The sequence below is a fragment of the Curtobacterium sp. MCLR17_044 genome (assembly GCF_003234435.1).
In the GTDB taxonomy this organism is placed as follows: Bacteria; Actinomycetota; Actinomycetes; order Actinomycetales; family Microbacteriaceae; genus Curtobacterium; species Curtobacterium flaccumfaciens.
The window spans coordinates 87,250-109,375 of the sequence record NZ_QKTC01000005.1 but is presented as its reverse complement, the minus strand read 5'-3'; the positions used below and the strand labels follow the sequence as shown (position 1 = coordinate 109,375).

The window sequence follows — 22,126 nt, the reverse complement described above, 5'->3', positions numbered from 1 at the left end:
GCGGGGCCCAGCAACCTCGCCGGCCGGCAGGGCAACTCACTGACGGCGGGCACGGGCACCAGTCCCGCCCGCTCGGGCGGAACGCACCACCGGGCCACCGCTGTCCCTGTTCCACTTCCTCGTGAGGACGGTTCCCCATGGCGCTCCAGCCAACCCAGCCCTCGGCACCGACGAGCCTCGTGCCGCCGCACCGCCGCTTCTCCGCGATCCCGGACGCGACGGGCATGTACGACCCGGCGAACGAGAAGGACGCCTGCGGTCTCGCGATGGTCGCGACCCTGCGCGGCACGCCCGGGCACGACATCGTCGACGCGGCCCTCGGTGCGCTCCGGAACCTCGAGCACCGCGGTGCCGTGGGGTCCGACGCGGGCACCGGTGACGGCGCGGGCATCCTGTGCCAGGTGCCCGACGAGTTCCTGCGGGCCGTCGTGCCGTTCGAGCTGCCGGCAGCGGGGGAGTACGCCGTCGGCACCGCCTACCTGCCCCTGGACGACGACGCCCGCCACGCGGTGAAGGGCGCCGTCGAGCGACTCGCCCGCGAAGAGGGCCTGAAGGTCCTCGGGTGGCGCGAGGTCCCGGTGCGTCCGGAGGTCCTCGGCACGCTCGCCCGTGCCGCGATGCCGGCGTTCGAGCAGCTCTTCGTCGCCTCCATCCGGCACGACGTGCACGGTGCCTCGTGGAGCGGCATCGCGCTGGACCGTCAGGCCTTCCGCCTCCGCAAGCGCGCCGAGCACGACAACGACCTGTACTTCATGTCGCTGTCGAGCCGCACCATGGTCTACAAGGGCATGGTCACGACGCTCCAGCTCGAGCCGTTCTACCCGGACCTCAGCGACGAGCGCTTCGCGTCGAAGCTCGCGATCGTGCACTCGCGCTACTCCACCAACACGTTCCCGTCATGGCCGCTCGCGCAGCCGTTCCGGACGATCGCCCACAACGGTGAGATCAACACCGTGCGCGGCAACCGGAACTGGATGCGCGCCCGCCAGTCGCAGCTCGAGAGCGAACTGCTCGGCGACATGGCCCCGCTGCTGCCCATCGTGAGCCCGGGGGCGAGCGACTCGGCCTCGTTCGACGAGGTCCTCGAGCTGCTGACCCTGACCGGCCGGACCCTGCCGCACGCCGTGTCGATGATGGTTCCAGAGGCGTGGGAGAACCAGGTCGGCATGGACCCGGACCTCCGCGCGTTCTACGAGTACCACTCGATGCTCATGGAGCCGTGGGACGGCCCCGCCGCGATCACCTTCACCGACGGCTCGCTCGTCGGCGCCACCCTCGACCGCAACGGCCTGCGCCCCGGACGCTTCCTGGTCACCGACGACGGCCTCATCGTGATGGGCTCCGAGACCGGGGTCATCGACGTGCCGGCCGCCAAGGTCGTGCGCAAGGGCCGCCTGCGTCCGGGCCGGATGTTCCTGGTGGACACCGAGGCCGGCCGCATCATCGAGGACGACGAGGTCAAGCGCGAGCTCGCCGCCTCCGGTCCGTGGGGCGACTGGCTCGAAGCCGGACGCATCAACCTCAACGACCTGCCGGAGCGCGAGCACATCGTGCACACCCCGGCGTCGGTCACCCGTCGTCAGCGTGCGTTCGGGTACACCGAGGAAGAAGTCCGGATCCTGCTGCGCCCGATGGCGGCAGCGGGTGCCGAACCCCTCGGCGCGATGGGTTCGGACACCCCGATCGCCGTGCTGTCGGAGCGTCCGCGCCTGCTCTTCGACTACTTCACGCAGCAGTTCGCGCAGGTCACCAACCCGCCGCTCGACTCGATCCGCGAGCAGGTCATCACCTCGATGGGGATGGGACTCGGTCCGGAGCGCAACCTGCTCTCCGCCGGTCCCGAGCACGCGAAGCAGATCACGCTCGACTTCCCCGTGATCGACAACGACCAGCTCGCCAAGGTCCAGCACTTCGAGACCGAGTCGGGTCGCCACCTGACCGTCACGATCAAGGGCCTGTACCGCGTCGACGCCGGCAAGAAGGCGATGCAGAAGCGCATCGCCGCCGTGTGCGACGAGGTCGACGCCGCGATCGAGTCCGGCAAGCAGTTCATCGTGCTGTCCGACCGCGACGGCAACTCCGAGCAGGCACCGGTGCCGAGCCTCCTGCTCCTCGCCGCGGTCCACCACCACCTGATCCGCACCGAGCAGCGCATGAAGGTCGGGCTGATCGTCGAGGCCGGCGACGTGCGCGAGGTCCACCACGTGGCGACCCTCATCGGGTACGGCGCCTCGGCGATCAACCCGTACCTGGCGATGGAGACCTGCGAGAACCTGGTCCGCGCCGGCATGATCCCCGGGATCACCCCAGAGCAGGCCGTCAAGAACGTCATCAAGGCGCTCGGCAAGGGCGTACTGAAGATCATGTCGAAGATGGGCATCTCCACGGTGTCCAGCTACGCCGGTGCGCAGGCGTTCGAGGCCGTCGGGCTCAGCCAGGAGTTCGTCGACAAGTACTTCACGGGCACCTCGTCGATCCTGGGCGGCGTCGACATCGACGTCATCGCCAAGGAGAACGCCGAGCGGCACGCCCAGGCGTACCCGCAGGACGGCGCCGTGCTCTCGCACGAGCGACTGCAGATCGGTGGCGAGTACCAGTGGCGCCGTCAGGGCCCGCCGCACCTGTTCAACCCGGACACGGTGTTCCGCCTGCAGCACGCCACCCGTGCCCGCCGCTACGACATCTTCCGCGAGTACTCGAGCGCCGTGGACGACCAGTCCGAGCAGCTCATGACGCTCCGCGGGCTGTTCCGGTTCAAGCAGGGCGCTCGGAAGCCCATCGCGCTAGACGAGGTCGAGTCGATCGAGACGATCGTCAAGCGGTTCAACACCGGTGCGATGTCCTACGGGTCCATCTCGAAGGAAGCTCACGAGACGCTCGCCATCGCGATGAACCGACTCGGTGGCCGTTCGAACACGGGTGAGGGCGGCGAGGACGTCGACCGCCTGCTCGACCCCGAGCGCCGCAGCGCGATCAAGCAAGTCGCCTCCGGCCGGTTCGGCGTGACGAGCATGTACCTCACGCACGCCACCGACATCCAGCTCAAGATGGCGCAGGGCGCGAAGCCCGGCGAGGGCGGTCAGCTGCCCCCGGCCAAGGTCTACCCGTGGGTGGCCCGCACCCGGCACGCCACCGCGGGCGTCGGCCTCATCTCGCCGCCGCCGCACCACGACATCTACTCCATCGAGGACCTCAAGCAGCTGATCTTCGACGTCAAGCGCGCCAACCCGGCCGCCCGCGTCCACGTGAAGCTCGTGAGCCAGTCCGGCATCGGTGCGGTCGCGGCCGGCGTGACGAAGGCCCTGGCCGACGTCGTGCTCGTGTCCGGCCACGACGGCGGTACCGGCGCGAGCCCGCTCAACTCGCTCAAGCACGCCGGCACCCCGTGGGAGATCGGCCTGGCCGAGACCCAGCAGACGCTCATGCTGAACGGCATGCGTGACCGCGTCGTCGTGCAGGTGGACGGGCAGATGAAGACCGGACGCGACGTGGTCGTGGCCGCGTTGCTCGGGGCCGAGGAGTACGGCTTCGCGACCGCCCCGCTCGTGGTCGAGGGCTGCATCCTGATGCGCGTCTGCCACCTGGACACCTGCCCGGTCGGCGTCGCCACGCAGAACCCCGAGCTCCGCAAGCGGTTCTCCGGCAAGCCCGAGTTCGTCGTGAACTTCTTCGAGTTCATCGCACAAGAGGTCCGCGAGCTCCTCGCCGAGCTCGGCTTCCGCAGCCTCGACGAGGCCATCGGGCAGACCGACGCGCTCGACGTCGACCGTGCCGTCGAGCACTGGAAGGCGTCGGGCCTCGACCTCGCGCCGGTGCTCAAGGGACCGCACTTCGACGACGCCGAACCGCGCCGCCACCACCGCGAGCAGGACCACGAACTGGACCAGCACTTCGACGTGCAGCTCATTCAGCAGACCGCGGACGTGCTCGACCACGGCGGTTCGATCGCGCTCGACCTGCCCATCCGCAACACCGAGCGCGCCGTCGGCACCATGCTCGGCCACCAGGTGACCCTGCGGCACGGCGAGCACGGCCTGCCGAACGGATCGATCGACGTGACGCTGCGCGGTTCCGCCGGGCAGTCGCTCGGCGCGTTCCTGCCGGCGGGCATCACGCTGCGGCTCATCGGCGACAGCAACGACTACGTCGGCAAGGGGCTCTCCGGCGGCCAGATCGTCGTCCGGCCCGACGCCGGCTCGGGCTTCGACCCGGCCGAGAACGTCATCGCCGGCAACGTCATCGGGTACGGCGCCACCCAGGGCAGCATGTTCATCCGCGGCATCGTGGGCGAGCGCTTCCTGGTGCGGAACTCCGGTGCCACGGCCGTCGTCGAGGGCGTGGGCGACCACGCGCTCGAGTACATGACGGGCGGGCTCGCGCTCATCCTCGGCGAGACCGGCCGGAACCTCGGCGCCGGCATGTCCGGTGGGACGGCGTACGTCCGAGGCCTGCGCCAGGAACACGTCAACACCGACGCACTGGCGTCCGGCGAACTCCGACTCGAGGCGCTCGACAGCGCCGACGTCGAGATCGTCACCGACCTGCTCACCCGGCACGCCGACGAGACGGGTTCGACGCTCGCGTCCGACCTGCTGGCGTCCGGAGACCTGAGCGACTTCGTCAAGGTGCTGCCCCGCGACTACGCGGCGGTGCTCGAGACGCGCAGACAAGCCGTCGACGAGGGGCTCGACCCCGACGGTGACATCGTTTGGAACAGGATCATGGAGGTGACCGGTGGCTGAGCGTCACGCACGTCCGGAACAGGCAGTGCCCGACACGACCTCGGAGGTGACCGGTGGCTGACCCCAAGGGATTCCTGAAGGTCCAGGAACGCGAACTCCCGCCCCGGCGACCCGTGCCCGTGCGGCTCATGGACTGGAAAGAGGTCTACGAGCAGCAGGAGTCCGGTGTCCTGAAGCGCCAGGCCGGCCGCTGCATGGACTGCGGCGTGCCGTTCTGCCACCAGGGCTGCCCGCTCGGCAACCTGATCCCGGAGTGGAACGACCTGACCTGGCGCGGTGAGGGCCGCCAGGCGATCGAGCGCCTGCACGAGACGAACAACTTCCCGGAGTTCACGGGTCGGCTCTGCCCGGCACCGTGCGAGTCGTCGTGCGTGCTCGGCATCAACCAGCCCCCGGTGACGATCAAGCAGGTCGAGGTCTCGATCATCGACCAGGCGTTCCAGAACGGCTGGGTCACCCCGCACCCGCCGGAGCGCCTGACGGGCAAGACCGTCGCCGTCGTGGGCTCCGGTCCCGCCGGGCTCGCCGCCGCGCAGCAGCTCACGCGTGCCGGCCACACGGTCGCCGTCTACGAGCGGGACGACCGCATCGGCGGCCTGCTCCGCTACGGCATCCCGGACTTCAAGATGGAGAAGCGCCAGATCGACGCGCGCCTCGCGCAGATGCAGGCCGAGGGCACCCGGTTCCGTGCCGGGGTCGAGATCGGCAAGGACATCACCTGGGACGACCTGAAGTCGCGCTACGACGCGGTCGTCGTCGCCACCGGTGCCACGGTGCCGCGCGACCTGCCTATCCCGGGGCGCGACCTCGAGGGCGTGCACTTCGCCATGGACTACCTGGTCCAGCAGAACAAGGCGAACGCGGGCACGACGGTCGACAACCAGATCACGGCAGAGGGAAAGCACGTCGTCGTCATCGGCGGCGGCGACACCGGCGCGGACTGCATCGGCACCGCTCACCGCCAGGGCGCGTTGAGCGTGACGAACCTGGCGATCGGCAAGCAGCCGCCGCTCGAGCGTCCGTCCGACCAGCCGTGGCCGATGTTCCCGACCGTGTTCGAGATCACGAGCGCGCACGAAGAGGGCGGCGAGCGGCACTTCCTCGCCTCCACCGTCGAGTTCCTGTCGAACGACGCCGGCGAGGTCCGCGCACTGCGGGTCGCCGAGACCGAGTACCTCGACGGCCGGCGGGTCCCGAAGGCGGGCAGCGAGCGGGAGATCCCGGCCGACCTCGTCCTCATCGCGATGGGCTTCACCGGCCCCGAGGCGGACACGATCGAGCCGCAGCTCGGTCTGCCGACCACGGGTTCCGGGGCGCTCGACCGCCGTGCCGACTACGCGACCAACGAAGCCGGCGTGTTCGTCGCCGGCGACGCGGGTCGCGGGCAGTCGCTCATCGTGTGGGCGATCGCCGAGGGCCGCGCCGCGGCCGCACAGGTCGACGAGTACCTCGAGGGCTCCACGATCCTGCCGGCACCGGTCAAGGCGACCGACCGGGCGATCTCCGTCTGATGTCGGACGCGCACCAGATGTCGGACCGCCGCCAGACGGCGGACCGTCTCCACCAGATGCTCACGCTCCCGTGAGCGTGAGGCCACCAGCACTCGGTAGGGTGCTGGTGGCCTCGCTTCGTTCCGCGCGGCCCCACAGCGCGGAAACCCAAGCTCCATCCACCACCACGAAGGAATCCATTGAGACGCGCAAAGATCGTTTCGACGCTCGGACCGGCAACGTCGGACTACGAGACCGTCAAGGAGATCATCGAAGCGGGCGTCGACGTCGCCCGCCTCAACCTCAGCCACGGTGACTACAGCGTCCACGAGGCCAACTACGTCAACGTCCGTCGTGCCGCCGAAGAACTCGGCAAGCCCGTCGCGATCCTCGTCGACCTGCAGGGTCCGAAGATCCGTCTGGCTCGGTTCGCCGACGGCCCGCACGACCTGGCGGTCGGTGACATCTTCACCATCACGACCGAGGACGTCCCCGGCTCGAAGGAGATCTGCGGCACGACGTTCAAGGGCCTGCCGCAGGACGTCAAGCCCGGCGACCCGCTGCTCATCGACGACGGCCGTGTCCGCCTCCGTGTCCTCGACACCGACGGCGTGCGGGTCCGCACCGAGGTGGTCGTCCCCGGCACGGTGTCCAACAACAAGGGCATCAACCTGCCCGGTGTCGCCGTCAACGTCCCCGCGCTGAGCGAGAAGGACGAAGCCGACCTGCGCTGGGCGATCCGTCAGGGCGCCGACCTCATCGCGCTGTCGTTCGTGCGCAACGCGAGCGACGTCGTGCGTGCCCACGAGATCATGGACGAAGAAGGCAAGCGCCTGCCGGTCATCGCCAAGGTCGAGAAGCCCCAGGCCGTCGACGCGCTCGAGGAGATCATCGACGCCTTCGACAGCATCATGGTCGCCCGCGGTGACCTCGGCGTCGAGCTCCCGCTCGAGGCCGTCCCGATCGTGCAGAAGCGCGCCGTCGAGCTGTCCCGACGCATGGCCAAGCCGGTCATCGTCGCGACGCAGATGCTCGAGTCGATGATCTCGTCGCCGATCCCCACGCGCGCCGAGACGTCCGACGTCGCGAACGCCGTCCTCGACGGTGCCGACGCGGTCATGCTGTCCGGTGAGACGAGCGTCGGTGAGTACCCGGTGCAGACCGTCCGCACCATGGCCCGCATCGTCGAGTCCACCGAGGACCACGGTCTCGAGCGCATCGCGCCGCTCGGCACCAAGCCGCGCACGCTCGGCGGTGCGATCACCCTCGCCGCCGTCGAGATCGCCGAGTTCACCGAGGCGTCGTACCTCTGCGTCTTCACCGAGTCCGGCGACTCGGCCCGCCGCATGTCGCGCCTGCGCCACGGTCTGCCGATCATCGCCTTCACCCCGAACGAGGCCACGCGCCGCCGGATGGCCCTCACCTGGGGTGTCCGTTCGTTCCTGGTGGAGCGGAAGACCCACACCGACGAGCTCTTCTCGCAGGTGGACGACGTCCTCCTCGAGAACGGCCTGGCCGCCCCCGGCGACCGCGTCATCGTGACGGCGGGGTCCCCTCCCGGCATCGAGGGCTCGACGAACGACCTGCGCGTGCACCGGGTGGGCGACGCCCACGCCGAGGCCGCCCCGGCCTACGTCCGGGACTGATCCGAGGGATCCGTCGCCACCAGGGCGCGGACTGGAGGCCCGGCGGGAGCAGCGCCGACCGCTTCCAGTCCGCGCCCTGCCGCGTCTCCACGGCCCTGGTGGTGACCGGACGTCGGCCGCAGGCGGCAGGATGGTCGCTGTGAGCCTCCGATCCGACACCCCGGCGCCGCGCGCCGACGTCCGCCGCTGGCGTCGCTACCTGGCCGACGAACGTGCCGAGGCGGCCGTGTACCGCAACCTCGCTGCCCGCCGTTCCGGCGAGGAGCGCGAGATCCTCGCCGCGCTGGCCGAGGCCGAGGGACGGCACGCCGACCACTGGCTCGACCTGCTCGGCGACGACGTCGGACGGCCCCAGCGGGGGAGCCTGCGCACCCGGGTGCTCGCCGTGCTGGCCAAGCGGTTCGGGTCGGTCTTCGTCCTCGCGCTCATGCAGCGCGCCGAGGACCGGTCGCCGTACGCCGACGACTCGGACGCGACCGCGCGGATGGCCGCCGATGAGCGGATCCACGGCGAGGTCGTGCGCGGGCTCGCGAACCGGGGCCGGATGCGGCTGTCCGGCACGTTCCGGGCGGCGGTGTTCGGCGCGAACGACGGTCTGGTGTCCAACCTGGCGCTCATCATCGGCATCAGTGCCTCTGGGGCCGACCGGCACTTCGTGCTGCTGAGCGGCATCGCCGGCCTGCTCGCCGGCGCGTTGTCCATGGGGGCGGGGGAGTACGTCTCCGTCCGGTCGCAGCGCGAGCTGCTCGAGGCGTCCGCGCCGCACCCCGAGGCCGGCAAGGCCGTGTCGGACCTCGACGTCGATGCGAACGAGCTCGCCCTGGTCTACCGCGCGCGCGGGATGTCCGAGGCCGAGGCGACCGAGCACGCCGCGCAGGTGCTCTCCGGCATCGGTGAGCGGCGGCCCGCGACCGGTTCGACCGCGGTCACGGACGACCACGAGGCGGTCGGTACCGGGCTGAGCGCCGCGGTGTCGAGCTTCTGCTTCTTCGCCTCGGGCGCGATCATCCCGGTGCTGCCGTTCCTGTTCGGCATGCAGGGGTGGCCGGCGATCGCGGTGGCCGGCGGGCTGGTGGGCATCGCCCTGCTCGGCACCGGCGCCGTCGTCGGCGTGCTCAGCGGGGCCTCGCCGGGCAAGCGCGCCTTCCGGCAGCTCGCCATCGGGTTCGGTGCGGCGATCGTCACCTACGCGCTCGGGCTGCTCTTCGGCACCGGGTCGGCCTAGCGGCGGACGGCGGCCCGCGGCGGCAGGAGCAGCAGCGCAGCGGCGCCGACGACGATGAGCGCGATGCCGGCGAACACCATGAACACCGCGAGCGCGAGCCCCGGGGCGACGAGCACGGCCACGCCGCCGAGGATCGACAGCACCCCGCTCACGAGCGTCGGCACGCGCGACGATCCTGGGTGCCCGAGGAACCCACCGACGATCGACACGGTCCCCTCGAACACGAACCCGACACCGGCGAGCACCGCGTAGACGACGAGCGGGATCGCCGGGTCGAGCAGGGTCACGAGCCCCGCGACCGCGACCAGGCCGCCGACGATGCCGGACGTCCACCGCCACACCGGACGGGTGCCGTGCCCCCGCACCGCGGCGAAGACGCGCAGTGCCCCGGCCACGACGAGGTACACGCCGAACAGCAGCGCCACGAGCACGAGTGACGGGCGGGGCCAGACGATGGCCACGATGCCCAGTGCGATGGCGACGACGGCGGTGACGACGACGAACACCCGGAACGTCCTGACGGCACGAGAATCCACGAGCGCTCCTCCCTGATCGCCAGCGCTGGTGTCCAGCACGCTACCCGTCGGAGCCGCGGGCCGTGCAACGACCTGCAACCCCCGCGGTCGTACCGTGCGGAGCAGGCGCGCGACCCGTGCGCCCCGACAGCGTCGTCGAAAGGGCACCACCATGACCATCGCACCCTCGCCCACCAGCTACGCCGCACCCGGCGAGCCCGGCTCCCTGGTCGAGTACCGATCCCGGTACGACCACTTCATCGGCGGCGAGTACGTGCCGTCCGCCAGCGGGCAGTACTTCGAGAACCCCACGCCCGTCACGGGCAAGGTGTTCACCGAGGTGGCCCGCGGTGACTCCACGGACGTCGACCGGGCCGTCGCCGCCGGATGGAAGGCGTTCCCGGCCTGGGGACGGACGAGCGCGGCTGAACGTGCCGTCATCCTCAACAAGATCGCGGACCGCATGGAGGAGCACCTCGAGATGCTCGCCGTCGCCGAGACGTGGGAGAACGGCAAGCCGATCCGCGAGACCCTCGGCGCCGACATCCCGCTCGCGATCGACCACTTCCGGTACTTCGCCGGAGCGATCCGCGCACAGGAGGGCTCCGCCGGCGAGATCGACCACGACACCGTGGCCTACCACTTCCACGAGCCGCTCGGCGTGGTCGGGCAGATCATCCCCTGGAACTTCCCGATCCTGATGGCGGTGTGGAAGCTCGCACCGGCCCTCGCCGCCGGCAACTGCGTCGTGCTGAAGCCCGCCGAGCAGACCCCGGCGTCCATCCACGTGCTCGTCGAGCTCATCCGCGACCTGCTGCCCGCCGGGGTGCTCAACGTGGTCAACGGCTTCGGCATCGAGGTCGGCGCACCGCTCGCGCAGCACCCGGACATCCGGAAGATCGCCTTCACGGGGGAGACCACGACCGGGCGGCTGATCATGCAGTACGCCTCGCAGAGCCTCATCCCGGTGACGCTCGAGCTCGGCGGCAAGAGCCCGAACGTGTTCTTCCCGGACGTGGCGGCCGAGAAGGACTCCTTCTACGACAAGGCGCTCGAGGGCTTCACGTTCTTCAACCTGAACCAGGGCGAGGTCTGCACGTGTCCGTCCCGGGCACTCGTGGCGAAGGAGATCTACGACGGGTTCGTCGCCGACGGCCTGGAACGTGTCCGTGCCGTCAAGCAGGGCCATCCGCTCGACCTGTCGACGATGATCGGTGCCCAGGCGTCCAACGACCAGCTCGAGAAGATCCTGAGCTACATCGACATCGGCAAGCAGGAGGGCGCGAAGCTCTTGACCGGTGGCGAGCGCGCCGACCTGGGCGGCGAACTCTCCGGTGGCTACTACGTCACGCCGACGGTGTTCGAGGGCGACAACTCGATGCGGATCTTCCAGGAGGAGATCTTCGGGCCCGTGCTCGCGCTGACGTCCTTCAGTGGCTACGACGACGCGATCGCCACGGCCAACGACACCCTGTACGGGCTCGGTGCCGGGGTGTGGAGCCGTGACGTCACGACCCTGTACCGCGCCGGACGGGACATCCAGGCCGGGCGCGTGTGGTCGAACACGTACCACCAGTACCCGGCGGGTGCGGCCTTCGGCGGCTACAAGCAGTCCGGCATCGGGCGCGAGAACCACAAGATGATGCTCGACCACTACCAGCAGACGAAGAACCTGCTCGTCTCCTACGCCGACGGACCGATGGGCTTCTTCTGATGCCCGACACCGCACGCGTCGCGGTGACGCCGGCGGCGGGGGAGCTCCTGCGGACCCTCACCGCCCGGCACGGCCCGCTGATGTTCCACCAGTCCGGCGGCTGCTGCGACGGCTCGAGTCCGATGTGCTACCCCGTCGGCATGTTCCGGACCGGTCCGGGGGACGTCCTGCTCGGCGCGTTGCAGGTGGACGGCCTCGAGCCGGTCGAGGTCTACATGTCGGTGTCGCAGTTCGAGTACTGGAAGTACACGCACCTGACGATCGACGTCGTCGACGGTCGGGGCGGCGGGTTCTCGGTCGAGGTCCCGGAGGGCAAGCGGTTCCTCACCCGGTCGCGGATGTTCGACGACGCCGAGCTCGCCGATCTCGGCCTGGTCCCGCGGGTGGCCCGGACGTAGGCTGACCGCACGCGTCGCGACGGAGCGGCGGGTGGGGTCGATCGGAGGACGCATGCGCGCACCCGGTCGGCTCCGCCCGCTCGTCGCCGCGTCGTGGCAGCGGTCCGCCCGGGTCGATCCCGACGCGACCCCCGTCCTCGCCCTCGGCGACGACGAACTCGACGCCGTCCAGCACGACGGCCCCCTCGCAACCCTGCTGCCGGTGGTCCGCCGGCTGCTGCTCGACGACTCCCGCTCGGCCGGGTGCGTCGTCGCCGTCGCGGACGCCGCGGGCCGTCTCGTCTGGGTCGATGGCGCCCGCTCCACCCGTCGCGCCGCCGAGGACATGGGCTTCGTCCCCGGGGCCGACTGGTCGGAGGACCGCGTCGGCACCAGCGCGCCCGGCACGGCACTGCGCCTCGACCGTCCGGTGCAGATCCGCTCCGACGAGCACTACGCGAACGCCGTCAAGCCGTTCTCGTGCACGGCGGTCCCGGTGCACGACGCGAGCGGTGCGACCGTCGGCGTGCTCGACCTGACGGGCGACGACCGCGCCGTCGAGCGGCACACGCTGTCGCTGCTCGCCGCCACGGTCGCCGCAGCCGAGGCCCAGCTCGCCCTCGCCGCGGTCCGACCACGGGCGCGGACACCCCGCGTACCGTCGGCCGAGCTGACCGTGCTCGGGACCGACACCGCCGTGCTCCGGATCGCCGACCGCCGGGTCGAGCTGTCCGCCCGGCACTCCGAACTGCTCGTCGTGCTCGCCGCGCACCCCGCGGGCCTCGCAGCGACCGACCTCGCCGCCGCCGTCTACGGTGACCCGGGCGCAATCGTCACCCTGCGTGCCGAGGTCGTCCGGCTGCGCCGCGTCCTCGCGCAGCACGCGCCGGACGTGACCGTGACGTCGCGGCCGTACCGGGTGACCGGGGTCCGGACCGACGTCGACGGCGTGCTGTCCGCGCTCGAACGCGGGGCGCGCCTCCAGGCCGTCGACCGGTACGCCGGACCGGTCCTGCCGGGCTCCGCCGCACCCGGCGTCGACGCGGTCCGTGACCTGGTGCGGCTGCGGTTCCGCGAGTCGGTCGTCGCCGACGGCGGCGTCGACGCCCTGCTCGCGTGGGCGCGCACCCCGGACGGTGCGACCGACGCGCTCGTGCTGCGCGCGCTGCTCGCGGTGCTGCCGCGGCGGTCGCCGCGACGGGCCGGTCTCGTGGCGGCGATCGAGGCGCTCGAGGGTTCCGGAGACGCTCGGGACGACCAGGCCGGGAGGCGCGCCCCGCGCGATCGGGATCGCTGACGGCGCGCGCTCCCCGGCTCGGTATCAGGAACCGGAGGCCGGCGCAGGGGTCGTGGTCGCGTCGGGAGCTGCCGGGGCTGGTGCCGTGGCCTTCCCCGTCGCGCTGTCCTCCGGCGGGGTCGGCGCCGTGGGCTTCGCACCCTCCTTCGGCGGGGTCGGCGCCTTCCCGTCGGCGCCCTTCGGCGGGGCGGGGACGGTCGCGTGCGCACCGGCGTCCGGGAGCGCCGTGCAGCCGGGCGCCGTCGCGGGCCCGCCCTCGGGCGGTGCGGGCACCGTCGCGGTGTCGCCGTCGGCCGGAGCCGGGGCCGGCGTGGTCGCACCGGTCGGTGCGCCGGTCGGGGTGCCCTGCGCCGGGGTGGTCGTGGCTGCGTTCGCCGTGGCGATGCCGAACCCGCCGAGCACCAGGACCGCGGCCGCGGCCGTGCCGATGCCGACCCGTCGCAGGAGCGCCCCGCGTCGCCGGGTGGGAGTGGTGGTCGAGTCGTCTCGTTCGTCGTGCATGGTGGTCACCGTTCGTCTGTCCGAGCGGATCCGGGTGATCCGCCGCTGCAGACGACGCTCGAGTCCGAATCTGAAGCATGCCTGAAGCACAGGGGTTCTCCAGCGTCCTCCATGCTCGGTGGCCGTCGGAGCGCCGTACGGTGTCCGCCGTGCCTGCTCCCGCCCGAATCCTGGTCGTCGACGACGACGACTCCATCCGCACCGCGGTCGCGACCACACTCCGCGCCGAGGGCTTCCTCGTCGCCGAGGCCGCGGACGGACGGGACCTCGTCGACGACCTGCGACGCAGCGCCCCCGACCTCGTCCTGCTCGACTGGATGCTGCCCGGACCGAGCGGCATCGTGCTCGCCGGACGGGTGCGTTCCGCCACGGACGCCGCCGTCGTCATGATGACCGCGCGGGACGAACTCGACGAGCGGTTGCGCGGTTTCGCCGAGGGGGCCGACGACTACGTGGTGAAGCCGTTCGCGATGGCCGAACTGGTCGCCCGCGTGACCGCGGTGCTCCGACGGCGTGGCCGGATCCCCTCGGTCGTCGAGGTGGGCGACCTCGTGCTCGACCCGGACGCCGCCACCGCCCGCCGCGCCGGGGTGCTGCTCGACCTCACCGCGACGGAGTTCCGCCTGCTGCGCTTCCTGGCCGAGAGCCGGGGCCGGACGGTGTCCAAGGGACAGATCACCACCCAGGTGTGGGGGTACGACGACGTCGCGGCGAACGTCGTCGAGGTCCACCTCAGCGCCCTCCGGCGGAAGATGGAGGCGCACGGACCACGCCTCGTGCACACCGTCCGGGGCATCGGGTACCGGCTCAGCGACGAGCGGACCGCAGCGTGAGGGCTGAGGCCGGGCGCCTGCGGACCACCTCGCTGCGGCTGCGGACCGTCGTCGCCATCGTGGTCCTGCTCGCCGTCCTGCTCGCCGGGCTGACGATCGCGGTCGAGGGGCTGCTCGGCGTCCGGCTCCGCGCCCAGGCCGAGGACCGCCTGCGTGACCGTGCGTCGGCCGCTGCGGCGCTCGTCGGCACCGTCGACGCCGAGGATCTGGCCGACCGGCTCTCCGCGCAGGGACTCTCGGTCCGGATCGTCCAGCCGGACGGGGACGCCGTCGAGGCCGGACCGACCCCGGACCAGCTCCGCGCCGGTCCGCTCGACCCCGGTTCCCTCCCCGTGACGGTCCCGCGGGGCAGCGGGGGCGTCGGACGGACACCCACCGATCCGGCCACGCCGGCGCCCGCCGAAGACGGCGCCACGATCACGTCGTCGTCGGTTCGCGAGGACGACGGTGTCCTCACCCTGGTGAGCCGGCTCGACGACGGCACCCGGATCACCCTCACCGCCGGCACCCGTGACGTCCAGGACACGCTCGTGCAGCTCGGCTGGGTGATGGGCGGTGCCTCGGCGGCGTTCCTCGGCATCGCCGTCCTCGGCGTCGTCCTGGTCGTCCGACGGTCCCTGCGACCGCTCGACCAGATGGCGACGACCGCGCGGTCGATCGCCGGCGGTGACCGTGGGCAGCGGCTCCGACCCTCGCGCCGCGACACCGAGATCGGTCGCGTGGCCGTCGCCCTGGACGAGATGCTCGACGCGGTCGAGGGCGCCGAGCGTGACGCCGTCGCCGCAGAGGCCCGCGTCCGGTCGTTCCTCTCCGACGCCGCGCACGAACTGCGGACACCCGTCGCAGGGGTCCGCGCGGCCGCCGACACCCTGGTGCGGGGTGGCGCCGGTGACGACCGGACCCGCGAGGTGCTGGCCGTGCACGTCGTCCGGCAGGCCGACCGGGCAGCTCGGCTCATCGAGGACATGCTCACGATGGCCCGGCTCGACCGCGGGATCGAACTCGACCGTCGGGTGGTCGACCTCGGGGCGTTCCTGGCGGCCGAGGGAGACCGGCTCCGGCTCCGGCTGCCCACCCTCGAGCTCGACGTCGTCGTGCCCGCGCACCCGGTGGAGGCCGACGTCGACGCCGAGCGGATCGCCCAGGTCCTCGGCAACCTCGTCGACAACGCGGCACGTGCGGGCGGTGCGACGGGACGGGTCGCCGTCAGCCTCGACGACCGCGGACCCGGCCCCGTGGTGCGGGTCGAGGACGACGGGCCGGGGATCCCCGTGGAACACCGTGAGCGGGTGTTCGACCGGTTGGTCCGGCTCGAGGCCGCACGGGACGCCCGCTCGGGCGGAGCGGGGCTCGGGCTCCCCATCGCGCGGGGCATCGCCGAGGCGCACGGCGGCGGGCTGCGGTACGGCGAGGACGGCACCCTGGGCGGCGCCGTGTTCGAGTTGTCGCTCCCGGCGGCGACCGGGGTGGTGCGCGCGTCCTGCTAGCCTGGAGTCCTCGCGAGTGTGGTGGAATCGGCAGACACGGGGCACTCAAAATGCTCTGCCTCACGGCGTGCGGGTTCAAGTCCCGCCACTCGTACGAAATCGCTCACGGCGTGCGGGGCAGTTCGGACCCGCGTCCCGCCACTCGTACCGAGCATCGATCTGCGTGGTCTGGGATACGGCACTTCCGTCGTCTAGTAGGCTTTCGTCCGTGAGTGACACAGAAGCAACAGCACCAGCACCCCGTCGCGTCGTCGTCGCCGAGGACGAGTCGCTCATCCGCCTCGACATCGTGGAGATCCTCCGCGACAACGGGTTCGACGTGGTCGGTGAGGCCGGTGACGGTGAGACCGCCGTCCAGCTCGCGACCGACCTCCGCCCCGACCTCGTCGTGATGGACGTCAAGATGCCCCAGCTCGACGGCATCTCCGCAGCCGAGAAGCTGTCCAAGAACCACATCGCACCCGTCGTCCTGCTGACCGCGTTCAGCCAGAAGGACCTCGTCGAGCGTGCCACCGAGGCCGGTGCGCTGGCCTACGTGGTCAAGCCCTTCACCCCGAACGACCTGCTCCCCGCGATCGAGATCGCCCTCTCGCGGTACCAGCAGATCATCACGCTCGAAGCCGAGGTCGCCGACCTCGTCGAGCGCTTCGAGACCCGCAAGCTCGTCGACCGTGCCAAGGGCCTGCTGAACGAGAAGATGGGCCTCACCGAGCCCGAGGCGTTCCGCTGGATCCAGAAGGCCTCGATGGACCGCCGCCTGACCATGCACGACGTCGCCAAGGCGATCATCGAGCAGCTCAGCGCCAAGAAGTAGTCCAGCGCACCACCGTCGCTCACGGAACGCCGCCGGACCCCCTGGGGTCGGCGGCGTTCCTGCGTCCGGGGGCGGGGCGTGTGCCGCGACCACCTGGCAGGCTGGAGCCATGGACGACGTGGTGATCCGGGCTTCCCGGCCTGACGACATGCCGGCGGTGGCGGACCTGCGGTGGCGGTGGAGCGTCGACGAGGACGGCCGCTCACCGGTGCAGACGCCGGGGGAGTACCGCAGGGCGATGACGGACTTCGCCGCCCGTCACCGGGAGTCGCACCGGTGCGTGGTCGCCGAGCGGGACGGCGTGGTGCTCGGCATGGCGTGGCTGGCGGTCCACCCGCGACCGCCGGCGCCGCACGTCGACGGTGACCGGTTCGCCGCTGAGCTGCAGACGGTCTACGTGCACCCGGAGCTGCGCGGTTCCGGCGTCGCCGGACGCCTCGTGACGGCGCTGCTCGAGCTCGCCGACGAGCTCGGCGTGGAGCGGACGTCGGTGCACTCGAGCGTGGACGGCGAACGGCTCTACCGGCGGCTCGGGTTCGGCGACGCCCGCCTGCTGCTGCAGCGGCCGCCGGAGGACTGAGTCGTGGGTCCGTCGGTCAGCGTCGCTCGCGGATCATGTTCGTGATCCGCACGGTGGAGCAGCGACGACCCTGGTCGTCGGTCAGGACGATCTCGTGGGTGGTGAGCGTGCCGCCCAGGTGGATGGCGGTGCACGTGCCCGTGACGATGCCGCTCGTGGCGCTGCGGGAGTGCGAGGCGCTGAGCTCGATGCCGACGGCGTAGCGGCCGGGCCCGGCGTGCACGTTCGCGGCCATCGAACCGAGGCTCTCCGCGAGGACGACGTAGGCGCCGCCGTGCAGCAGGCCGACCGGCTGGCGGTTGCCCTCGACGGGGATCGAACCGACCGTGCGCTCGGCCGAGAGCTCGGTGATGACCATGCCCATCTTCTCGGCCAGCTCGCCCATGCCGCGTTCGTCGATGCGGGGATCGATCGTGGTCGATGTGGTGTCGTCGGTCACGGTCTGCGTCGACCTTCCGTGTCAGCGGGCGTCGGTAGGCTGTCCGGGTGTCGGACTCCGCAAAGCCTACCCTCATGGTCATCGACGGCCACTCGCTCGCCTTCCGGGCCTTCTACGCGCTGCCGGTCGACAGCTTCGTGAACCGCGAGGGGCAGCACACCAACGCGATCCACGGCTTCATCTCGATGCTGCTGATGCTCCTGCAGCGCGAGAAGCCCACCCACCTGGCGGTGGCGTTCGACATCTCCCGGTTCTCGTTCCGAACGCGTGAGTACGCCGAGTACAAGGGCACCCGCTCCGAGACCCCGGCCGAGTTCAAGGGCCAGATCCCGCTCCTGCAGCAGGCGCTCGAGGCGATGGGCATCACCACCGTCACGAAAGAGGACTACGAGGCCGACGACATCCTCGCGACCCTCTCCAAGCAGGGTGCCGACCAGGGCTTCAGGGTCTACGTGGTCTCCGGCGACCGCGACTCGATCCAGCTCGTCAACGACGACGTCACGCTGCTCTACCCGTCCGTCCGCGGTGTCTCCGAACTCACCCGCTACGACCGCGACAAGGTCTACGAGCGCTACGGCATCGAGCCCCACCAGTACCCCGACATCGCCGCACTCGTCGGCGAGACCAGCGACAACCTGATCGGCATCGACAAGGTCGGCGAGAAGACCGCGGTCAAGTGGGTCACTCAGTACGGGTCGCTCGACGGCGTCCTCGAGCACGCCGACGAGATCAAGGGCGTCGTCGGCAACAACCTGCGCGAGCAGCAGGACCGGGCGATCCGGAACCGCCGGCTCAACCGCCTGGTCACCGACGTCGAGCTGCCCGTCGGTCCCGCCGACGTCGCACTCCGCCCGGTCGACGAGACCGCGGTGCGCGAGCTCTTCGCCAAGCTGCAGTTCCGCACGCTCCTCGACCGCGTCTTCAAGGTGGCCGGGTCGGGCGACCCCGCTGAGCCCGCGGCCGAGGGCACCGTCACCGACGGCGCGCCGACCCCGCCGCCCGTCAAGACGCTGATCGACGAAGAGCTCGGATACTGGCTCGAGCGCCGCAACGCGACCGAGGCGGCGAACGGCTACGGCGTCGCGGTCGAGGTCATCGACGGACGCCTCAGCGCCATCGGCATCGCGACCCACGACGACGCCGTGCTGGTGCCGGGCGGCAGCGGCGCGAAGGACTACGAGCAGCTCTCGGCCTGGTTCGCCTCCGACGCCCCGAAGCACTTCCACGATGCCAAGGCCGCGATCAAGGCGCTCGGCACGGCCGGCTTCGTCGTGAACGGCATCGCCGGCGACGCCCGGATCATGGGGTGGCTCGCGCAGCCCGGCAAGCAGGGACAGCCACTGTCCGACCTCGTCTACCAGGAGCTCGGCGAAGAACTGCCGACGGCAGACCCGAACCAGCTGGTCCCCGAGACCGACCCCGTCAACGTCGGGGTGCACGCGTGGTTCGTGCTCCGCGTCACCACGGCCCTGCGCGCCCGGATCGACGCGTCCTCGCTGCAGGTCCTCGACGACATCGAGCTGCCGCTCGTGTCGGTACTGGCCGGCATGGAGACCATCGGCGTCGGCATCGACCGCCCCGTGCTGACCGGCCTGTCGAAGGAGCTCGGGGAGCGCGCCGCCGAACTCGCGCAGCAGGCCTTCGCCGAGATCGGGCACGAGGTCAACCTCGGATCGCCGAAGCAGCTGCAGGAGGTCCTGTTCACCGAGCTCGCGATGCCGAAGACCCGCAAGACCAAGACCGGGTTCTCGACCGACGCCGCGAGCCTGGCCGACCTGCAGGAACAGCACCCGCACCCGTTCCTCGGGCTCCTGCTGCAGCACCGCGACGCCACGAAGCTCCGGCAGATCGTCGACACGCTCGACGCCGCCGTGGTCGACGGTCGCATCCACACCCGGTACGAGCAGACCGGTACGAGCACCGGCCGGGTCTCGTCGACCGACCCGAACCTGCAGAACATCCCGGTGAAGACGGCCGTCGGTCGCCGGATCCGGTCGGCGTTCGCGGTCGCTGAGCCGTACACGACGCTCGTCACCGCCGACTACTCGCAGATCGAGATGCGGATCATGGCGCACCTCTCCGGCGACCCGGGGCTGATCCAGGCCTTCAACGAGGGCGAGGACCTGCACCGCTTCGTCGGCGCGCGGGTGTTCGGCGTCGACCCGTCCGAGGTCTCCAACGAGATGCGCACCAAGGTCAAGGCGATGTCCTACGGCCTGGCCTACGGGTTGAGCGCCTTCGGTCTGTCGAAGCAGCTGCGCATCGAGCAGTCCGAGGCCCGCACCCTGATGACCGAGTACTTCGCCCGCTTCGGTGCGGTGCGCGACTACCTGCGCAACGTCGTCGAGCAGGCGCGCGGGGACGGCTACACCGAGACGATCTTCGGTCGCCGTCGCCCGTTCCCCGACCTGAAGAGCCCGAACCGGGTCCTGCGCGAGAACGCCGAACGCGCCGCGCTGAACGCCCCGATCCAGGGTTCGGCCGCCGACATCATCAAGATCGCGATGCTCGGGGTCGCCGACGACCTGCGCGACGGCGAGCTGCAGTCGCACCTGCTGCTCCAGGTGCACGACGAGCTCATCCTCGAGGTCGCGCCCGGGGAGCAGGAGCGTGTCGAGGAGATCCTCCGCACCCGGATGGGCAGCGCCGCCGAGCTGAGCGTCCCGCTCGACGTCTCGGTCGGTGTGGGGCCGAACTGGGAGAGCGCCGCCCACTGACCCGGGCGGCTCGGGATTCCTGCCGACCCGCGTGTCGGTAGGGTCGGGGCATGAGCGAAGAGCGTCCTGTCCGCCAGCCGTCCGCCGTTGACCGCGTCGCCGAGGACTGGGTCACCACCCTCGTCGACCTCGACCCGACGACCGCCACGTACATCGGCGTCCCGGGGCGCACGGGGGAGTACGGCGACACCTCGCCCGCCGGCGCCGCCGCGATGGCCGAGGCCGCGCGCGGTGCGAAGCGTGCGCTCGACGCCGCTCCCGCCGTCGACTCGGTGGACCAGGTGACGAAGGCCGACCTCGGCGCCGAGCTGGACCTGGTGCAGGAGTCGTACGAGCGCAAGCTGCACCTCCGCGACCTCAACGTCATCGCGAGCCCGGCGCAGTCGGTGCGGGAGATCATCGACCTGATGCCGACCGCGACCGAGGGTGACTGGCAGGACATCGCGAGTCGGCTGCAGGCGCTGCCGGATGCGCTCGAGGGCATCCGCGAGACCCTGCTCGAGGGCACCCGCGAGGACGTTACCCCGGCGAAGCGCCAGGTCGCGCTCATCGCCGAGCAGGCGGCGCGAACCGGCGCCGACGGCGGGATGTTCCGTCAGCTGGCCGACTCCGCGGCGTTCGAGGGCGACGGCCCCGTGCCGGAGACGCTCCGAGCCGACCTGCACCGCGGTGCCGAGGTCGCCGCGGCGGCCTACCGCTCGTTCGGACAGTTCCTGGAGCACGAGCTGCTGCCGCTCGCCACCCCCGTCGACGCCGTCGGTCGCGAGGCCTACGAGCTGCACTCGCGCCGGTTCCTCGGCGCGGTCGTCGACCTCGACGAGACGTACGAGTGGGGCCTCGAGGAACTCGCGCGGATGCGGGACGAGCAGGAGCGCATCGCCGACCGCATCGAGTCCGGTGCGAGCGTCGCCCGGGCGATCGAGGTGCTCGACACCGACCCGTCCCGGATCCTGCACGGCACCGACGCGCTGCAGCGGTGGATGCAGGAGACGAGCGACGCGTCGATCGCCGCGATGGCCGGGACGTACTTCGACATCCCGGACCCGATCCGTCGCCTGGAGTGCCGGATCGCCCCCACCCAGGAGGGCGGCATCTACTACAGCGGCCCCTCCGACGACTTCTCCCGTGCCGGCCGCATGTGGTGGTCCGTGCCCGAGGGCGTCACCGAGTTCGGCACCTGGCGCGAGAAGACGACGGTATACCACGAGGGTGTCCCCGGACACCACCTGCAGATCAGCCAGGGCGTCTACAACCGCGGCGAGCTGAACACGTGGCGCCGGCAGCTCTCCGGGTCCTCCGGGCACGTCGAGGGCTGGGCGCTGTACGCCGAACGGCTGATGGAGCAGCTCGGGTTCCTCGACGACGACGGTGACCGCCTCGGCATGCTCGACGGGCAGCGCATGCGTGCGGCCCGCATCGTGCTCGACATCGGCGTGCACCTGCAGAAGACGAACCCCGACGGCGGCGGCTGGACGTGGGAGTACGCGCTCGACTTCATGGGGCAGAACGTGAACATGGACCCGGCGTTCGTCCGGTTCGAGGTCGCCCGGTACTTCGGGTGGCCGGGGCAGGCCCCCTCGTACAAGGTGGGTCAGCGCGTCTGGGAGTCCATCCGCGACGAGGTCGCCGCCCGCGAGGGAGCCGACTTCGACCTGAAGGCGTTCCACCACCGTGCGCTCTCGCTCGGCAGCATCGGCCTCGACACCCTGCGGACCGCCCTGGTCGGGTGACGCGCCGTCGACACGCCCG

16 protein-coding genes and 1 tRNA gene are annotated in these 22,126 nt (G+C 71.3%); 14 read left to right on the top strand and 3 right to left on the bottom strand.

Annotation, left to right across the window (positions count from 1 at the left end):
- Positions 1-137: 137 nt before the first annotated feature.
- The 4 genes from gltB (at position 138) to DEJ04_RS04850 (ending at position 9,103) form a co-directional block, all read left to right on the top strand.
- A complete protein-coding gene (gene gltB / locus DEJ04_RS04865) occupies positions 138-4,742 on the top strand; it encodes a glutamate synthase large subunit (RefSeq protein WP_375334723.1) in 4,605 nt (1,534 codons plus the stop codon).
- A gap of 53 nt (positions 4,743-4,795) precedes the next feature.
- The gene (locus DEJ04_RS04860) at positions 4,796-6,253 is read left to right on the top strand and encodes a glutamate synthase subunit beta (RefSeq protein WP_110864561.1); all 1,458 of its coding nucleotides are present in this window, start codon (positions 4,796-4,798) and stop codon (positions 6,251-6,253) included.
- A gap of 179 nt (positions 6,254-6,432) precedes the next feature.
- Positions 6,433-7,878, top strand: coding sequence for a pyruvate kinase (gene pyk / locus DEJ04_RS04855; protein WP_017887208.1), 1,446 nt, complete (start codon positions 6,433-6,435; stop codon positions 7,876-7,878).
- A 130-nt stretch (positions 7,879-8,008) separates the two neighbouring features.
- Positions 8,009-9,103 (top strand): VIT1/CCC1 transporter family protein, encoded by a 1,095-nt coding sequence (locus DEJ04_RS04850; RefSeq protein ID WP_111046404.1) that lies wholly within the window; start codon positions 8,009-8,011, stop codon positions 9,101-9,103.
- Here the strand turns inward: DEJ04_RS04850 and DEJ04_RS04845 are convergent.
- A complete protein-coding gene (locus tag DEJ04_RS04845; protein WP_181437735.1) occupies positions 9,100-9,639 on the bottom strand; it encodes an HdeD family acid-resistance protein in 540 nt (179 codons plus the stop codon). The genes DEJ04_RS04850 and DEJ04_RS04845 overlap by 4 nt on opposite strands.
- A gap of 151 nt (positions 9,640-9,790) precedes the next feature.
- Between DEJ04_RS04845 and DEJ04_RS04840 the strand changes: the two genes are divergently transcribed.
- The 3 genes from DEJ04_RS04840 to DEJ04_RS04830 are packed head-to-tail and all read left to right on the top strand — an operon-like array spanning position 9,791 to position 13,006.
- A complete protein-coding gene (locus DEJ04_RS04840) occupies positions 9,791-11,332 on the top strand; it encodes an aldehyde dehydrogenase family protein (RefSeq protein WP_071403735.1) in 1,542 nt (513 codons plus the stop codon).
- A complete protein-coding gene (locus DEJ04_RS04835) occupies positions 11,332-11,730 on the top strand; it encodes a DUF779 domain-containing protein (protein WP_111039089.1) in 399 nt (132 codons plus the stop codon). Before DEJ04_RS04840 ends, DEJ04_RS04835 begins: the two co-directional genes overlap by 1 nt.
- A gap of 52 nt (positions 11,731-11,782) precedes the next feature.
- Positions 11,783-13,006, top strand: a complete 1,224-nt coding sequence (locus DEJ04_RS04830; protein ID WP_111046403.1) for a helix-turn-helix domain-containing protein — start codon at positions 11,783-11,785, stop codon at positions 13,004-13,006.
- 24 nt (positions 13,007-13,030) lie between these two features.
- Here the strand turns inward: DEJ04_RS04830 and DEJ04_RS04825 are convergent, their stop codons facing one another.
- Positions 13,031-13,507 carry a hypothetical protein gene (locus DEJ04_RS04825; protein WP_146245022.1) on the bottom strand — a complete coding sequence of 159 codons (477 nt, stop codon included), beginning with the start codon at positions 13,505-13,507 and terminating at the stop codon, positions 13,031-13,033.
- Between the two features lie 149 nt (positions 13,508-13,656).
- Between DEJ04_RS04825 and DEJ04_RS04820 the strand changes: the two genes are divergently transcribed.
- The 5 genes from DEJ04_RS04820 (at position 13,657) to DEJ04_RS04800 (ending at position 17,221) form a co-directional block, all read left to right on the top strand.
- Positions 13,657-14,340 (top strand): response regulator, encoded by a 684-nt coding sequence (locus tag DEJ04_RS04820; protein ID WP_258371313.1) that lies wholly within the window; start codon positions 13,657-13,659, stop codon positions 14,338-14,340.
- The gene (locus DEJ04_RS04815; protein ID WP_111046400.1) at positions 14,337-15,827 is read left to right on the top strand and encodes a cell wall metabolism sensor histidine kinase WalK; all 1,491 of its coding nucleotides are present in this window, start codon (positions 14,337-14,339) and stop codon (positions 15,825-15,827) included. The genes DEJ04_RS04820 and DEJ04_RS04815 overlap by 4 nt, the downstream gene beginning before the upstream one ends.
- Positions 15,828-15,839: 12 nt before the next feature.
- A tRNA-Leu gene (locus tag DEJ04_RS04810) sits at positions 15,840-15,921 on the top strand.
- A gap of 114 nt (positions 15,922-16,035) precedes the next feature.
- Positions 16,036-16,641 (top strand): ANTAR domain-containing response regulator, encoded by a 606-nt coding sequence (locus DEJ04_RS04805; protein ID WP_017887240.1) that lies wholly within the window; start codon positions 16,036-16,038, stop codon positions 16,639-16,641.
- A 109-nt stretch (positions 16,642-16,750) separates the two neighbouring features.
- Positions 16,751-17,221: a GNAT family N-acetyltransferase gene (locus tag DEJ04_RS04800; RefSeq protein ID WP_111039091.1), complete on the top strand. Its 471-nt coding sequence runs from the start codon at positions 16,751-16,753 to the stop codon at positions 17,219-17,221.
- Positions 17,222-17,237: 16 nt separating this feature from the next.
- Here DEJ04_RS04800 and DEJ04_RS04795 read toward each other — a convergent pair whose 3' ends face one another.
- Positions 17,238-17,606, bottom strand: coding sequence for a PaaI family thioesterase (locus DEJ04_RS04795; RefSeq protein WP_111046439.1), 369 nt, complete (start codon positions 17,604-17,606; stop codon positions 17,238-17,240).
- A 101-nt stretch (positions 17,607-17,707) separates the two neighbouring features.
- On the opposite strand from DEJ04_RS04795, the gene polA reads away from it, so the two are divergent.
- Positions 17,708-20,377, top strand: coding sequence for a DNA polymerase I (polA, locus tag DEJ04_RS04790; RefSeq protein WP_111046399.1), 2,670 nt, complete (start codon positions 17,708-17,710; stop codon positions 20,375-20,377).
- A 50-nt stretch (positions 20,378-20,427) separates the two neighbouring features.
- Positions 20,428-22,107, top strand: coding sequence for a DUF885 domain-containing protein (locus tag DEJ04_RS04785; protein ID WP_111046398.1), 1,680 nt, complete (start codon positions 20,428-20,430; stop codon positions 22,105-22,107).
- Positions 22,108-22,126 lie beyond the last annotated feature (19 nt).

What these genes read in the sequence shown, in the direction of transcription:
- gltB (WP_375334723.1), top strand. Translation starts at nt 138, where the DNA reads ATGGCGCTCCAGCCAACCCAGCCCTCGGCACCGACGAGCCTCGTGCCG.
- DEJ04_RS04850 (WP_111046404.1), top strand. Translation starts at nt 8,009, where the DNA reads ATGGTCGCTGTGAGCCTCCGATCCGACACCCCGGCGCCGCGCGCCGAC.
- DEJ04_RS04840 (WP_071403735.1), top strand. Translation starts at nt 9,791, where the DNA reads ATGACCATCGCACCCTCGCCCACCAGCTACGCCGCACCCGGCGAGCCC.
- DEJ04_RS04835 (WP_111039089.1), top strand. Translation starts at nt 11,332, where the DNA reads ATGCCCGACACCGCACGCGTCGCGGTGACGCCGGCGGCGGGGGAGCTC.
- DEJ04_RS04830 (WP_111046403.1), top strand. Translation starts at nt 11,783, where the DNA reads ATGCGCGCACCCGGTCGGCTCCGCCCGCTCGTCGCCGCGTCGTGGCAG.
- DEJ04_RS04825 (WP_146245022.1), bottom strand. Translation starts at nt 13,507, where the DNA reads ATGCACGACGAACGAGACGACTCGACCACCACTCCCACCCGGCGACGC.
- DEJ04_RS04800 (WP_111039091.1), top strand. Translation starts at nt 16,751, where the DNA reads ATGGACGACGTGGTGATCCGGGCTTCCCGGCCTGACGACATGCCGGCG.
- DEJ04_RS04795 (WP_111046439.1), bottom strand. Translation starts at nt 17,606, where the DNA reads ATGGGCGAGCTGGCCGAGAAGATGGGCATGGTCATCACCGAGCTCTCG.
- DEJ04_RS04785 (WP_111046398.1), top strand. Translation starts at nt 20,428, where the DNA reads ATGAGCGAAGAGCGTCCTGTCCGCCAGCCGTCCGCCGTTGACCGCGTC.